18 protein-coding genes are annotated in these 13926 nt (G+C 66.9%); 9 read left to right on the top strand and 9 right to left on the bottom strand.

The window, feature by feature from the left end; all coding sequences use genetic code 11:
- Positions 1-4: 4 nt before the first annotated feature.
- Together GBA63_RS05235 and fusA are read right to left on the bottom strand one after the other, a co-directional pair.
- Complete coding sequence (locus tag GBA63_RS05235; protein ID WP_166174110.1) at positions 5-310, bottom strand: hypothetical protein; 306 nt, start codon at positions 308-310, stop codon at positions 5-7.
- A 133-nt stretch (positions 311-443) separates the two neighbouring features.
- Positions 444-2480 (bottom strand): elongation factor G, encoded by a 2037-nt coding sequence (gene fusA, locus GBA63_RS05230; protein WP_166174108.1) that lies wholly within the window; start codon positions 2478-2480, stop codon positions 444-446.
- A 122-nt stretch (positions 2481-2602) separates the two neighbouring features.
- On the opposite strand from fusA, the gene GBA63_RS05225 reads away from it, so the two are divergent.
- Both GBA63_RS05225 and GBA63_RS05220 read left to right on the top strand, forming a co-directional pair.
- Entirely contained in the window at positions 2603-2986 is a 384-nt protein-coding gene (locus GBA63_RS05225) for a hypothetical protein (protein WP_166174106.1), read from the top strand.
- A 54-nt stretch (positions 2987-3040) separates the two neighbouring features.
- Positions 3041-3826 (top strand): YidC/Oxa1 family membrane protein insertase, encoded by a 786-nt coding sequence (locus GBA63_RS05220; RefSeq protein WP_166174104.1) that lies wholly within the window; start codon positions 3041-3043, stop codon positions 3824-3826.
- A 17-nt stretch (positions 3827-3843) separates the two neighbouring features.
- On the opposite strand, the gene GBA63_RS05215 is transcribed toward GBA63_RS05220, so the two are convergent.
- The 6 genes from GBA63_RS05215 to GBA63_RS05190 form a co-directional block, all read right to left on the bottom strand.
- On the bottom strand, positions 3844-4551 hold the full coding sequence (locus GBA63_RS05215) for a hypothetical protein (RefSeq protein ID WP_166174102.1): 708 nt from the start codon (positions 4549-4551) through the stop codon (positions 3844-3846).
- Complete coding sequence (locus tag GBA63_RS05210) at positions 4538-5122, bottom strand: RNA polymerase sigma factor (protein ID WP_166174100.1); 585 nt, start codon at positions 5120-5122, stop codon at positions 4538-4540. The genes GBA63_RS05215 and GBA63_RS05210 overlap by 14 nt, the downstream gene beginning before the upstream one ends.
- Positions 5123-5312: 190 nt before the next feature.
- The gene (locus tag GBA63_RS05205) at positions 5313-6674 is read right to left on the bottom strand and encodes a dihydrolipoamide acetyltransferase family protein (protein ID WP_166174098.1); all 1362 of its coding nucleotides are present in this window, start codon (positions 6672-6674) and stop codon (positions 5313-5315) included.
- 1 nt (position 6675) lies between these two features.
- Positions 6676-7668 (bottom strand): alpha-ketoacid dehydrogenase subunit beta, encoded by a 993-nt coding sequence (locus tag GBA63_RS05200; protein WP_166174096.1) that lies wholly within the window; start codon positions 7666-7668, stop codon positions 6676-6678.
- A complete protein-coding gene (gene pdhA, locus GBA63_RS05195; protein ID WP_166174094.1) occupies positions 7668-8708 on the bottom strand; it encodes a pyruvate dehydrogenase (acetyl-transferring) E1 component subunit alpha in 1041 nt (346 codons plus the stop codon). The genes GBA63_RS05200 and pdhA overlap by 1 nt, the downstream gene beginning before the upstream one ends.
- A gap of 118 nt (positions 8709-8826) precedes the next feature.
- Positions 8827-9366: a non-canonical purine NTP pyrophosphatase gene (locus GBA63_RS05190; protein WP_228282474.1), complete on the bottom strand. Its 540-nt coding sequence runs from the start codon at positions 9364-9366 to the stop codon at positions 8827-8829.
- 84 nt (positions 9367-9450) lie between these two features.
- On the opposite strand from GBA63_RS05190, the gene GBA63_RS05185 reads away from it, so the two are divergent.
- Genes GBA63_RS05185 through GBA63_RS05175 form a run of 3 tightly spaced genes read left to right on the top strand, consistent with a single transcriptional unit; the run spans position 9451 to position 12327 of the window.
- Positions 9451-10041 carry a hypothetical protein gene (locus GBA63_RS05185; RefSeq protein WP_207957083.1) on the top strand — a complete coding sequence of 197 codons (591 nt, stop codon included), beginning with the start codon at positions 9451-9453 and terminating at the stop codon, positions 10039-10041.
- A 3-nt stretch (positions 10042-10044) separates the two neighbouring features.
- Complete coding sequence (locus GBA63_RS05180) at positions 10045-11364, top strand: aminotransferase-like domain-containing protein (protein ID WP_166174088.1); 1320 nt, start codon at positions 10045-10047, stop codon at positions 11362-11364.
- Between the two features lie 6 nt (positions 11365-11370).
- Positions 11371-12327, top strand: a complete 957-nt coding sequence (locus GBA63_RS05175) for a D-alanine--D-alanine ligase family protein (RefSeq protein WP_166174087.1) — start codon at positions 11371-11373, stop codon at positions 12325-12327.
- 236 nt (positions 12328-12563) lie between these two features.
- Here GBA63_RS05175 and GBA63_RS05170 read toward each other — a convergent pair whose 3' ends face one another.
- On the bottom strand, positions 12564-12908 hold the full coding sequence (locus GBA63_RS05170; RefSeq protein ID WP_166174085.1) for a GYD domain-containing protein: 345 nt from the start codon (positions 12906-12908) through the stop codon (positions 12564-12566).
- 232 nt (positions 12909-13140) lie between these two features.
- Between GBA63_RS05170 and GBA63_RS05165 the strand changes: the two genes are divergently transcribed.
- Genes GBA63_RS05165 through GBA63_RS23910 form a run of 4 tightly spaced genes read left to right on the top strand, consistent with a single transcriptional unit; the run spans position 13141 to position 13924 of the window.
- The gene (locus tag GBA63_RS05165) at positions 13141-13377 is read left to right on the top strand and encodes a PAS domain S-box protein (protein WP_166174083.1); all 237 of its coding nucleotides are present in this window, start codon (positions 13141-13143) and stop codon (positions 13375-13377) included.
- Positions 13281-13616 carry an ATP-binding protein gene (locus GBA63_RS24140; protein WP_323127038.1) on the top strand — a complete coding sequence of 112 codons (336 nt, stop codon included), beginning with the start codon at positions 13281-13283 and terminating at the stop codon, positions 13614-13616. Before GBA63_RS05165 ends, GBA63_RS24140 begins: the two co-directional genes overlap by 97 nt.
- Positions 13617-13636: 20 nt before the next feature.
- Positions 13637-13792 (top strand): response regulator transcription factor, encoded by a 156-nt coding sequence (locus tag GBA63_RS05155; protein WP_166174079.1) that lies wholly within the window; start codon positions 13637-13639, stop codon positions 13790-13792.
- 6 nt (positions 13793-13798) lie between these two features.
- Entirely contained in the window at positions 13799-13924 is a 126-nt protein-coding gene (locus GBA63_RS23910; protein WP_266096295.1) for a response regulator, read from the top strand.
- Positions 13925-13926 lie beyond the last annotated feature (2 nt).

Raw genomic sequence — 13926 nt, 5'->3', positions numbered from 1 at the left:
CCGCTCAGGCGTAGAAGAACCAGCCGAAAAAGCCGTAGACACCGTAGAACAGCGACAGGAAGAGGGCCAGGGCGTAAACGAGCTCGGCCCCCGTCCAGTAATCCTCGTCCCCGGCGGACCGCCTGTGGTGCAACACCAGCAGGCCGGACAGTAGCGCCATGGTACCCATCAGGAGCGTGGTCGCGAGCCGCGAACCTTTCTCCCCGAGCATCCCCCTGACGAACTCGTAGTCCCACGCGGAGACGGCCACCCAGCCCGCGGCGATGGCGACCGTCACCCAGAAGACGACCGTCAGGGCCCGGATCTCCAAGATTTACCCCCTATCCTGCGACGTTCCGAGGGTTTTCGGGCGAGGGTCGGTGGCGCGGTCGGGTTCGAGACCCGCCCCTACGGTCCGGGGGCGACATTCCTTCCCTGAAGCCTGATGCCTGTTGCCCGTTGCCTCAACTCACCGCCTTCTCGCGTTCGTTCGCGGCCAACACCTTATCTACGAGGTTCGGCGGGACCTCTTCGTAGTGGCCCGGCTCCACGTGGAAGTTGGCGCGGCCGCCGGTTATGGAGCGGAGGTCGCGGGCGTAGGTGAGCATCTCTATCTGGGGTACTTCGGCCTGTATGATCTGGCGCTCCCCGCGCTGCTCGACGCCCATCGGACGCCCGCGGCGGCCCGAGAGGTCGCCCATGACGTCGCCCACGTGCTCGGCGGGGACCAACACCTCCACCTTTACGTAGGGTTCCAGGAGGACGGGGTTGGCGTCCTCCACGGCGTTCTTGAAGGCCATGGAGCCCGCGACCTTGAAGGCCATCTCGGAGGAATCGACGGTGTGGAAGGCGCCGTCGTGGAGGCGGACCTTCACGTCGACCACGGGGTAGCCGGCGATGGTTCCGTTGCGCATGGCTTCCTCCACGCCCTTCTCCACGGCCGGTATGAACTGGCGGGGGATCGCGCCGCCGACGATGGCGTTTTCGAAGACGAAGCCGGAGCCCCGGGGCAGGGGGCTGACCTCGATCCTCGCGTCGCCGAACTGGCCGCGCCCGCCGGTCTGCTTCTTGTAGCGTCCCTGGGCCCTGGCGCCCGTCGTGATCGTCTCCTTAAACGGGACCTTCGGCGCCTCGGCCTCGACCTCGACCCCGTAGCGGCGCCCTATCCTCTCCAGCGCGAGCTCGACGTGCATCTGGGTGAGGCCGGCCAGGATGTCCTCCCCGGTCGCCTCCGAGCGTTCGAGCTTCAGCGAAGGGTCTTCGTCCGTGACGCGCCGGATAGCCTCGAAGACTTTCTCCTCTTCCCCGCGCGCCTTCGCCCCGACCGCGAACGCCGCCGTCGGTTCGGGCAACTCGACGGGCTCGAAGGCCACGACCGCATCGGGCTTGCAGAGCGTGTCGAACGTAGCCGTGTCTTTCAACTTGGCGACCGCTATGACGTCCCCGGCCACGGCCTCGTCCACCGCCTCGCGGTCCTTGCCGACGAGGTGCGAGATGCCGCCGAGCCGCTCCTGGGAACCCGTGCGCGGGTTCGTGAGCGCCTCGTCCGAGCGGCACCGGCCGCTCACGACCCGCAGCACGCTCAGGCGGCCGGCGTAGGGGTCGACGAACGTCTTGAAGACGTAGGCGGCAAAGGGGCCGTCCGGGTCGCAGGGGACTTCTTTTCCGCTCTCGGAGATCCAACGCGAGCGGTCGGCCGGGCTGGGGGCGCTGCCGGCGACGGCGTCTAGGAGCCTGTCCACCCCGATCATGCGCTCCGCGCTCGCGGCGAGGACCGGGATTATGAGGCCGTCGGCTATCCCTTTGCGGATGCCCTCGAAGGCTTCTTCGGTCGAGATCTCCTCCCCTTCGAGGTACTTCTCCAGCAGCGTGTCGTCGCTCTCGGCTATCGCCTCGAAGAGCTGGGTCTTGGCGGCGTCGACCTCGTCCTCCATGCCGTCCGGTACCCCGGCGGTCTGCTCCCCGCCCACGAACGCGATGCCGGAGAGAAGCCCGTAGACGCCCGCAAGCTCGTTCTCCCGCCCGATGGGAAGGTTCAGCGGCACCACGGATTGTCCGAAGCGGTCCCTCAGTTGCTCTATGACGGCCCCGAAGTCCGTCCGCTCGCGGTCGAGGTGGTTGACGACTATGAAGTGCGGGATGTCTTCTTTTTCGCCCCGGCGCCAGACCCTTTCGGTTACCACCTGGATCGGGTCCTGGGCGTGGACCACGAGCACCGCGCAATCCGCCGCCCTCTGGGCGACGAAGGCGTCGCCTATAAACCCCCCGTCGCCGGGGGTGTCGAGGACGTTTACCTGCCGCCCCTTCCACCCGATGCTCGCCACGCCCATCCCGAGGGTCATGGCGCGTTCTTTCTCTTCTTCGGAGTTGTCCAGGGCGCCGTTCGCGGGGCCCTCCCTGCCCGATGCCAGGCCTATCATGCCTTCGGCGATGCTCGTCTTGCCGCTGCCCCTGTGCCCTATAAGGCACACGTTCCGGATCGTCTGCGTCTCAGCCGCCACGATTCCTCCTCTCCGAGAGATTGCACCTCTCCACCCGTCCCCACGGGTAGGGCAACCAGCTTAACGCAGCCCGCTTTTCCGCGCAGGCCGCGGGCCCCCGGATGCTACAATCCACACCTCGTATGGATTTCTTCTCTTTCAAGAAGTTCGAGCCAGAGAACGGGCACCCCGAACGCGCGGCCGGGACCGGCGCGGGACCGCTGCTAGCGCTCGTCCTGATCGGCCTTTTGGCGGACGTCGCCCGTCCCGAGGAGGCCTACGCCGGCATAGACTACGGCCTCTCGCTGCTCGCCTTCCTGGGCGCGACGGGCTGCGTGGTGTGCCTGACCTCCAGGCTCGCGGCGAGCCTGGACCCTCTACCGTGGACGAGCCCGGTGGCGGCCGCGGTCCGCGCTTTCGCGCCAACTCCGGGCGTCTCTACGCACGGTGAGGCGTGGCCCTTGCTGGTGGCCCTGCTCTTCGGGCCGTTGGCCGTCCTGATCTCCGGCCTCGGCGGCTGGGTGTAGCACCGCCCCGAAGAGCAGGGCACACACCTTCCGCGAGGCAAAGGATTACTTTACATGCTGCAATTCTTGAGGGACCTCTTCGATCCCCTCTTCAACGTCATGGGCTTCACGCTCTCCACCTTCCACGGCTGGGGGGCGCCGTGGTGGCTCTCCATAGTCATGCTCACCGTGGTGGTGCGCACCATTCTCTTCCCGCTGACGATCCGTCAGGTAAAGAGCATGCGCAAGATGCAGGAGCTCAAGCCGGCGATGGACGAGCTGCGCAAGGAACACAAGGATGACCCACAGAAGCTCCAGCAAGAGATGATGAAGCTCTACAGCGAGCGCGGGGCAAACCCGCTCGGCGGCTGCCTGCCCATCGTCGTGCAGTTGCCCATCTTCCTCGTCCTCTTCTACACAATAAAGGAGTTCGAGGGGCTGGAGAGCTTCAGAAACGGCGGCCTCCTGTGGTTCCAGGACCTGACAGTCTACGACCCCCTCTACATCCTGCCCGTCCTGTACATCGCGACCATGATGATCTCCCAGGAGATAGCCATGCAGAACACGGCGCCGGAGCAGAAGAGGATCATGCGCTTTTTGCCCCTCGTCTTCGGTATCGTGCTACTCCGATTTCCAGCCGGCCTCTTCGTCTACTGGGTGAGCTCGAACGTGATCAGCATCTTCCAGAACCTCCTCATCTACCGCAACGCCCCGAAGCCGAACGTCGAAAATGGAGGGTCGGAGACGGTCGAGGCGGAGAGTTCCGAGGACGACGACTACCGCGCCAAGGAAGACCCGGCACCCCCGCCCGCGGAGAGCCCGAACGGCGGCAAGAAGACGAGGACGAAAAAGAGGCGGTAGACGGTGTGAACCGTCTCCTACTCGGTCACGAGGAACCTAGCTTCGGCCGAAGCCCGTCCGTAGGGGTCTTGGGGCGGCCCCTGGCCGTAGGTGGCGCGCACGGTCGCACGCCCGGAACCGACATCGGCCGGCACCTCCAGTTTCGCGGCCAGCCGCGAGTCTTTGTCGGATACCAACCTGCCGAGCTCCCACGTCCTTCCGTCCTGCAGGAACTCGACGCGCACGCCGCGGGCCGGGTCGTCGTCGCAGTCAGTTAGATTGCCGTCGAAGTACCTCCCACGGATACCGAACTCATCCCCCGGGGCACCCAGCGCAGGCTTGGCTTCGAGGATCGGCTCCGGCGAGGCACACGCTGCCTCAGCCGAAGCGGCGGAAGCTCCGGATTCCATAGCCATCGACGTCGGCGCACCTCGCCCGGCGACGTCGCCTCCGCCCTCACGGCTCTCTCTAACCGCGCTGCCTCCGGCAGCACCTCCCCCGACGGACGATCCCCCGCCACCCATGCCCTGGATCGACAGCGAGAGAACCGGGATCGCCACGAGCAACGCGAGCGCGGCGGCGGCGATCCACCAGAGCTGTGGCCGGGATCGGGAAGTAGATTCGGGAGAACCGGCGTCGGCTTCCAGCCGGTTTCGGACCGACACGGCCAGGTCCGGCACCGGGGGGTACTCGACGTGGGGGCCGAGGTCCCGCAGTTCCCTGTCGAGGTCCCTATCCGGTGGCATCTTGCGCCTCCATCATCTTCTCCCTCAGCCTGCCGACGGCCCTTGAGAGCCGCGACTTTATGGTGCCCCGCGCGCATCCCACAACGGACGCGGCCTCCGCCTCGGAGAGTTCAAGGAAATACCTGAGCGAGATCACCTCCCGGTCCTCCTCACGAAGCCCCTCTATGGCCCCGAGCAACTCGGCCCGCCGCTCTTCGGCCACGACGGTCGTCTCCGGGGAGGGAGGTACGCTCTGGGTTCCGTACTCCGCCGCCCGGAGCGTGAGGCCGAACCTCCGCCCTGCCGCCCTGCGCCGATTCCTGGCCTCGTTCGCGACCACGGTAAGCAGCCACGGCCTGAAAGGGGCGCCGGAGCGGAAACGGTTCAAGGTTCTATAGACTTTCACGAAAGCCTCCTGGGCGGCGTCTTCTGCCTCCGCGGCGTCGCCCGTGATCGTAAAAGCCGTCCGGAAGGCCACGGCTTGGTGCCCGCGCACCAGTTCCTCGTACGCGGCGGCGTCGCCACCCTTAGCCCTCTCGACCAGCGATGCTTCCTCCGGGACTACGGCCGATCCTCCCTCTCGGAGATCCATACCCCTTCTACAACGCGAAAGGCTACGCGGTTCCCGAGCACCGTGGCGTCTTGCAGACGCCGCACCCGTTCCTGCCGGGCGACGCCGGGCCGGCGATCCCCCGTACGGCTCACCCGGCGGACAACGCCCAACGCGAAGAGCCCCCGGCGATATCCGGGGGCTCCAAGCTGAACGCTGACGGCTAACAGCTTTAGACCATCAGCATTACCGGGTTTTCGAGGACCTTCTGAACCTCGGCCATGTAGATTGCGCCGTCGCGGCCGTTGGCTATGCGGTGGTCGGCCGACAACGTAAGCTTCATCATGCTGGCGGGGACCAGTTCGCCGTTCTCGTCGTACTTCGGGCGCTTGACGATGGAGCTCACGGCGATTATCGCGGCCTGGGGCGGGTTTATGATCGCGGTGAAGCTCTCGATGCCGAACATGCCCATGTTGGAGACGGTGATCGTGCCCCCCTGGTACTCCTCGGGTTTGAGGCCGCCCTCGCGCGCCCTCTTCGCGAGGTCTTTCGACTCGCGGGAGATCTGGGCGAGCCCCTTGCTCCCCGCGTCCTTTATGACCGGGGTGATGAGCCCCTGGTCGAGCGCGACGGCCATCGCCATGTCGACCTTCTGGTGGAGTTCGACGCCCCTGGTCGTGTAGATGGCGTTGAGGTTGGGGTTGTTGCGCAGGGCCACGGCGCACGCCTTCATGACGAAGTCGTTGACGGAGAGCTTGATGCCCTCGTCTTCGAGCTGGGCGTTTAGCTGCTTGCGCAAGGCCATGGCGTTGTTCATGTCGACCTCTACGGTGGCGTAGAAGTGCGGGACGTGCTGCTTGGCCTCGGTCATCCGCTCGCCGATGACCTTCATCATCCGCGTCGGCTCGACGAGCTGCGTGCCCTCGGCCCCCGTCGGCTCCGGCAGACGCGCGGGCTGGAAGCCCTGCATCTGGGCCTGGCCCTCCGTCGGCTGCTCGGGCGCGGCGACGTCCGCCTTGCCGTCGGCCTGCGCCCCGCCGTCGGCCTTTGCGTCGCCGCGCTCCATGGCGGCCTTCACGTCGCGCTCGACGATGCGGCCCGCCGGCCCCGAGCCGTCTATCTTGGAGAGGTCGAGGTCGTTCTCCCGCGCCAGGCGGCGCACGATCGGGGAGGCCCGAAACTGCCCGTTGCCGCCGGCGCCGTTGCCCGAAGGCGCCTCCGCCCGAGCTTCTCCGCCACCGTCTTCGGACTCTTCCTCTTCGGTCTCGGTGGCCGTCGCCTGGGCGCCTCCGCCCCCTTCGTCCCCGCCCTCCTCGGCCTCGCCGCCGGCCTCACCGCCGCGTTCGGGGACCTCCTCGCCCTCGCCGGCTATAAAGGCTATGGCCTCTCCGACGGGGACGTCGTCGCCTTCCGAGGCTATGAGCTGGGCGAGGGTGCCGGCGTCCTCGGCCTCGAGTTCCATCGTGACCTTGTCGGTCTCGATCTCGGCGATGGCGTCGCCCTCGGAGACGTCGTCCCCCTCGCTCTTGAGCCACTTGAGGAGGGTCCCCTCCTCCATCGCGTCGCCCATCTTGGGCATTATGACTTCGGGCATCCTACTTCTCCTCTATATACAGAGCCCGACGGGCCGCGTTCGTTACCTGCTTCTCGCTCGGGAAGGCGGCCAACTCCAGGTTCCTCGCGTAGGGCGCGGGCACCTCCGCCCCGCTCACCCGCATGACGGGCGCGTCCAAAGAATCGAAGGCCTGCTCCTGGATGATCGCAGCGACCTCGCTCGCCACCCCGAACCACCGCCACTGCTCCTGCACCGTCACGGCCCGGTGCGTCTTCTCGACGGACCGGACGATCGTGTCCTCATCAAAAGGCCGTATAGAACGGAGGTCGATGACCTCGGCGCTGACGCCGTCTTCCTCTTCGAGCGTGTTAGCCGCCCGCAGGCAAAGGTTTACCTGGCGGCCGTAGGCTATGAGGGTTACGTCCGAGCCCTCGCGGGCGACGCGCGCCTTGCCGAACTCGACGGCGTTGTCGCCGTCTTCCACCTCGCCCTTCGTGCCGTAGAGGGCGCCGGCTTCGAGGAAGATCACGGGGTTCGGGTCCCTTATCGCCGTGATCATCATCCCCTTCACGTCGTTCGGCGTCACGGGACTGACGACTTTGAGGCCGGGGAAATGCCCGTAGAGGTTCTCCAGGGAGTGCGTGTGCTGCGCGGAGAGCTGGACGCCGCCGCCGTTGGGGCCTCTAATGACCAGCGGCACTTCGACCTGGCCGCCCGAGAAGTAGCGGACCTTTGCCGCGTTCTGGATGATCTGGTCGGACGCGAGAAACGAGAAGTTCCAGGTCATCATCTCGACGACGGGCCTCATGCCCATCATCGCCATCCCGATGGCGGCCCCGGTGAAGCCCCCCTCGCTGATCGGGGTGTCCATGACCCTCTTCGGGCCGTACTCGTCTATGAGGCCGTCGGTGATGAGGTGCGTGCCGCCGTAGACGCCGATGTCCTCGCCCATGAGGACGACGGACTCGTCCTGGTCCATCTCGTGGACCATGCCCTCCCGCAGCGCCTCGCGGTAAGTCTTGGTCTCCGCCACTACTCCTCCCCCATGTACTCGTCGGCCCCGGCGTAGACGTCGGTGTAGAGTTCGTCCAACTCTGGCTCATCGCTCTCGTTGGCGAACTTCACCGCCTCGTCTACGATCTCCTTGGCCTCGGAGCGGATCTCGTCCAGCTTCTCCTCGTCGGCCGCGTCGTTTTCGAGGAGCTTCTTCTCCAGCATCCCGATCGGGTCCCGCTTGCGCCACTCCTCGACCTCGGACTTGTCCCTGTATTTCTCGAAGAAGTCCGCCGCGCCGTGGGGGGCCGTCCGGTACGTGAGCACCTCGACGGCGTAAGGCTTGCCCGTCTCTCGGACCTGCTGGGTGAGCCTCTCCGCGCACTCGATGACGGCCTCTATGTCCATGCCGTCTACCTTCTCGTTCTCGATGCCGTAGGCGTCGAACTTGGCCGCGAGGTCGGTCATGGCGGTGGTCCGTTCGACCGACGTCCCCATCCCGTACTGGTTGTTCTCGACTATGAACAGGCACGGGCACATGCCGTCCTTGCCCCAGAGCCCGGCGAGGTTGGCCGCCTCGTGGAAGGCGCCGTTGGAGATGGAACCATCACCCAAATAGAGCTGGGTGATGTGGTCCGTGCCCTGGTACTTCATGGCGTAGGCGAAGCCGACGCCCAGGGGGATGTGCCCGGCGACGATGCCGTAGCCGCCCATCAGGCCCCGCTCGACGTCGAAGAGGTGCATCGAGCCGCCCTTGCCCTTGACCATCCCGGTGCCCTTGCCGTAGAGCTCGGCCATTACCTCTTTCGGGTCGGTGCCAAGCAGGAGGGCGTGGGCGTGGTCGCGGTAGGCGGTGATGACCTTGTCGCCTTCTTTGAAGGAGTCCAGAAAGCCCGTCGCGACCGCCTCCTGGCCTATATAGACGTGGAGGTAGCCCCCGATCTTGCCCTGCCTGAACCCCTTCTGGCAGGCCTCTTCGAAGGCCCGGATCTTGACCATCTCCCTGTAGAGGTCTACCAGGCGTTCGGAGCTAGTGGCTACCGCGCCCCCGTTCTCCGAGTGTTCTTTCTCTGCCGACATTCGCGGCCCCTTCCCTCTCCGAGGTACTAACCCTTTGACAGAATACCAAAAGCGCCGGTTTCGGATGAGATCCAGCGCTCTTCCCCATGCCGCTCTATACCCCCCCGCTACGCCCTTTCTAACCACCCCCGTACCCCCCGGAACGCCCGCGCCCTGTGCGAGTCCTGGTTCTTCTCCTCCCCAACTCCGCGTAAGTCAGCGCAGACCACTCGGGAACGAACACGGGATCGTACCCGAACCCGCCCCTCCCCCGCGCCTCCGAAGCGATCTCGCCCCGCACCTCGCCCCTGAAGGTCTCAACCCCCCCGTCCGGCGCCACGACGGCCGCCACACAGACGGCCAGGGCGGATCGGTCCTCGAAACCCGAGAGCATCTTGAGCAACCCCTCGTTGCCGACGCTCCCCATCAGCCACTTGGTAAGCGCCCCCGGAAACCCGTTCCAGGCCCCCACCATGACCCCCGAATCCTCGGCCAGCACGCAAGCATCCGGGAAACCCAAAGCCTCGCGGGCGGCGAGCGCCTTGGCGGCGGCGACGTCGGCCGGATCCACGGCCTGAACCTCGGGAACCTCGACGTCCGCGCCCTCCAGCTCGACGCCCAGGATCTCGCGCACCTCCCGGCGCTTGTGCTCGTTGCCCGTAACGAAGATGACCCTCATGTCTCCCACGAGGCGAAGTCTACACAAAGGAGTCCCCATGCCGAAAGCTGAAGGCTGATAGCCAATTGTGATACAGTCGCCGCCATGCAAGAGGTAAGGGTGGAGAGCCTCGAAGGGCTGGAGCGGCTGGAGGGCCGGGTCCGCCTCTTCGCAAACGCCGGTTCTTTGAGCATCGTCTTTCCCGAAGAGGTCTGGGAGCGCGCCACGGCAAACGGCGCTTTCGCGCAAGGGCCGACACCCGAAGAGCTGGCCGAGCTTGGGGAGATCCGGACCCGCCTCGAACGGTACGCCGCCGACCACGCCTTCAGGACCGTCCTCAGGGGCGTCAGGAGCGCGGGCGAGCGGTCGGCGCTGGAGTACGACCTCGTCCTCGAACCCTCGGGGCTCCTGGCGGCGACCACGGGCTACCTCTTCGCGCCGGTGGTCGGGCGGGACCTCGTGGAACGGGTCGCGGTCGGGCTGGAGGAGGGCGCCGCGGTCGAGCAGGCGTACCTGATCGGGGCCGTCGCCGACGACGGCGCTTTGGCCGCCGGCAACGATACCCTAAAGACCCTCTCCATTCGGGGCCGCCGGTGCGGCGCCAGCCGCTTCGAGATGCCGCCCGAGCTCTGGAGGGTGCTCTCCGGGGAGCTCGGCTGGCGGAACGTGGAGACTTTCATCAACAGAGAGGAATAGCCCTTGCCGCTCGTAGACCTCGACCGCTTCGACTTTCTCTACGCCACCCGCGTCAAGGGCATGAAGTCGGCCGTCACCCGCGACCTCATGGCGACGCTCTCTAGGCCCGGCATCATCTCCCTGGCGGGCGGCTTCCCGGATACGAAGGCCTTCGGCGAGGAGGCGTTCCGGGAGATCTCGCAGGCCATAGCCCCCGACGCCGCCCAGGCCCTCCAGTACGGCCCGACCGCCGGCCTCGAATCGATCAAGGACGTCATAGTCGAGGTCATGGCCGCCGAGGGCACGCCGGCCCGCCAGGAGGACGTCTTCGTCACGACGGGCGCCCAGCAGGGCCTCGACCTCATAGCGAAGGTCTTCCTGGACGAGGGCGACGCCGTGCTGTGCGAGGGACCGACCTACGCGGGCGCCCTCAACGCCTTCGCCGCCTACCGCCCGAAGATAGCCCACGCCCCGATGGACCGGGCCGGCATAATCCCCGTGGCGGCCCGCGAGACCTTGATGCGGGCGCGCAAACAGGGCATCCACGTGAAGTTCATCTACACGGTACCCAACTTCCAGAACCCCACGGGCGTCACGATGGTCGCGGAGAGGCGTAAAGAGTTGCTGGGGTTGGCTCGGGAGTTCGACCTCATCATCGTGGAGGACAACCCCTACGGGATGCTCCGCTTCGAGGGGGAGCCGCTGCCCTCGCTGGCGGCGCTGGAGCAGGAAGAAGGGGACGTGGACCGGGTCGTCTATCTGGGGACGTTCTCGAAGATCTTCGCGCCCGGGGTGAGGCTCGGGTGGGTCCACGCGCAGCCGGGCATCCTGCACAAGATCAACGTCGGCAAGCAGGGGGCCGACCTCTGCTCCTCGAACCTCTCGCAGATGATGATCTCCTCCTACTTCCGAAACGCCGACTGGAAGTCCTACGTCAAACGCCTCAACGGCATGTACCGCGAGCGGCGCGACGCGATGCTCGACGCCCTGGCCGAGTTCATGCCCAAGGAGGTCCACTGGACCCACCCGGAGGGCGGGCTCTTCGTGTGGGCTACCCTCCCCTCGTACCTGGACGCGACGGCGATGCTGCCGCGGGCCGTGGCGAAGAACGTCGCCTACGTGCCGGGCGAGGGGTTCTACGCGGGCGGGGCGGGCAAGAATCACATGCGGCTCAACTTCTCGTTCGTCGAGCCGGACAAGATCCGTCGCGGCGTCGAGATCCTGGCCGAGACCATCCGCGAACGCATGGAGCTGCGCAGCGACATGGAGCGCGGCTCGCGCCAGGGCCGGAGCCAGAAGGGCGCCGCCCGCTCCGGCAGCCGCGCCTCCGGCGCGGGGAGATAGGGCGCCGTGGCGCGCGTGGCCGTATTGCGCGGCGGGCACTCCATGGAGCGGGACGTCTCGTTCGTAACCGGCAGGCGCGTCCAGCACGCCCTCGAACGCCTCGGGCACGAGGTCCATCCCCTCGACGTGGAGGAGACGACCACGGGCGCGCTGATGGAACTCTCCCCCGACGCGGCCTTTATCTGCCTGCACGGACCGGGCGGCGAGGACGGCACGGTACAGGCCCTCCTGGAAACGTTGGGCGTCCCGTACACCGGGAGCGGGCCGCTCTCCTCCATCCGGTGCATGGACAAGGACTACGCCAAGCGGGCGCTTCGCGCCGCGGGTATACCGACGCCGCCGTCGAGGACCTTTCTCCGGCGCGCCATGAACGAGATGGGCGCCTCGGCCGCGCTCGACGTGGCGGCCGACTCGTTGGGCTATCCGCTCGTCGTCAAACCGGCGAGGGAGGGATCCAGCTTCGGGCTCTCCCGCGTGGAGGGACCCGACGGCATCCTGGACGCCGTCTACGAGGCATTCGGGTACGACGCCAAGATCCTGCTGGAGGGGTGGGTCGACGGCACGGAGGTCTCCGTCCCGATCCTGGAACCGGCGGGCGAAGAGCCCTCGGTGTTGGGCCTTGTCGAGATCCGGCCCAGAGAAGGGGCCTACAACTTCGAGGCGAAGTACACCCCGGGCGCCACGGACTTCGCCATCCCAGCCGAAGTCGCGCCCGAGACGGCCGCCCGCCTCCGCGAGACCGCCCTTACGGCCTACCGCACTTTAGGCTGCTCCGGCTACGCCCGCGTCGACACGATAGTGGAGAGCGGCACCCCACAGGTAATCGACGTAAAGACGATCCCCGGCTTCACCGAGACCTCGACCTTCCCCCTGGCCGCGGAGGCCTCCGGCCTCACGTTCGAGGACCTGGTAGAGACGATTCTGGACGCGGCCCTTCAAACGGAGGCCCGGGCGAAGCTGTGAGGACAGCGCCTGCGGCGCTGTCCAGCCCGCTCCGGCTTCGCCTACGCTTTCAGCCTGTCAGCCGGTCGTCTACGCGCGAGACGCCTCTCGACATCCGAGCCGCCGCGTGGTGCGCGGCCCAGTCGGGCCACTCACGGCAAGAAGCTGATAGCTGAAAGCGAGGGCCGAAGGCCCGAAGCGTGCTGAGAGCGTAGCCCGTAGGGCGGAGCGGGCTGAAAGCCGGCGAAGCCGGCGTGCTAACTAGGCATCGGCGACCAGAGCTTGGGGGCGGGGTAGGCTTCGGCCTTCGCCTTCTCCATGGCCTCCATCGTCTCTTCGACGGTCATCAGGGGGGTCGTCTTCGTCTCTTTGATGTGGCCCGGCGAGGCTACGGTGAAGACTATTGCCGCGGCGGTCCTCTCGTCGGGGGCCTCGTAGATGACCATGCCGTCGAACTCGCCCATGCAGTAGTAGAGCGAGACCATCCGCCCGCCGAGCTTCTCCGCGTGCTCGGCGAAGACGGCGGCCCGGTCCTCGGGCCTCTTCACCAGAGCTTTCCACGCTTCCGCCGTGTAAGAGAACTGCGTCATGTACAGGGACACGGCCCACACCTCCTCGCGCGACTACCGGACTGCCTACCCGGTCACTTCTTCCGTCCCAGCATCCTTCTGGCACCGCTTTATGATACTACGGTTACTATTGTACTCCGTGAGGGGGGCGGGTAAAAGTCCTGGCGGCGTGCCCCCAGGAAAATACGGCCGATGGGCGAGGCGAGACCGGAGGCTCGTGGCGTAGTATCGGCGTGTTATCGGGTGCCCGAAGAAGGAGTCGGCGGTGGGCGAGGGTGGTACGGTGGGCGTGGAAGGTTACGACGTCGTGTTCGGGCTGGCGCGGGCGGGCGCCGCGAGCGTGGACCCGGACACCGGGCGTTTCCTGAGGGTCAATCCCGAGATGGTGAGGATCGCCGGTTACCCCTGGGAGGAGTTGCTCGGCCTCACTTTCGCGGACATCACGCACCTCGAGGACCGCAACGGGGACTTCGAGCGCTTCCGACGCATGGTAAGGGGCTAGGACTCGCGGAGGTCTCCGACGACGGACAGGGCCTCCCACCCGGGACGGACCCGGGCATGGGCCTCACGGGGATGCGGGAGAGGGCCGTCGCCCTCGGCGGGAGGCTCGAGCTGGAGAGCGAGCCGGGGCGCGGCACCCTCGTGCGGCTGCGGGTCCCGGTCGCCGCCCTGCTGCGCCAGATGCCCCCCCGCCGGGGACGCCGACCAGGGCACGCGATGACGATGGGCGGGACGCCGTGACGGCGAACGGAGGACTCAGGATGCAAACAGGGAGCAACGCGAGACCGGCGCGCGTCGTGCTCGTCGAGGACCACGACTCGTTTTGCGAGGCACTCGCGTTTTTGATGGGAGGGGATCCAATCTTCGAGATCGTCGCCCAGGCGGGCACGCTGGCCGAGGCGGGCGGGCTCTCCTAGGCGGGCGTGGATCTCGTCGTGGCCGACCTGGCTTTGCCCGACGGCAGTGGGGTCGAGCTCGTCGAGGAGCTGGGCCGGTCCTCGCCGGGGACGACGGTCCTGGTCCTGAGCGTCACCCTGGGCCGGGAGTAGCT

Source organism: Rubrobacter tropicus (genome assembly GCF_011492945.1).
Lineage (GTDB): Bacteria > Actinomycetota > Rubrobacteria > Rubrobacterales > Rubrobacteraceae > Rubrobacter_D > Rubrobacter_D tropicus.
The sequence above is the reverse complement of the archived record's forward strand: the minus strand, read 5'-3'. Positions and strand labels throughout refer to the sequence as shown.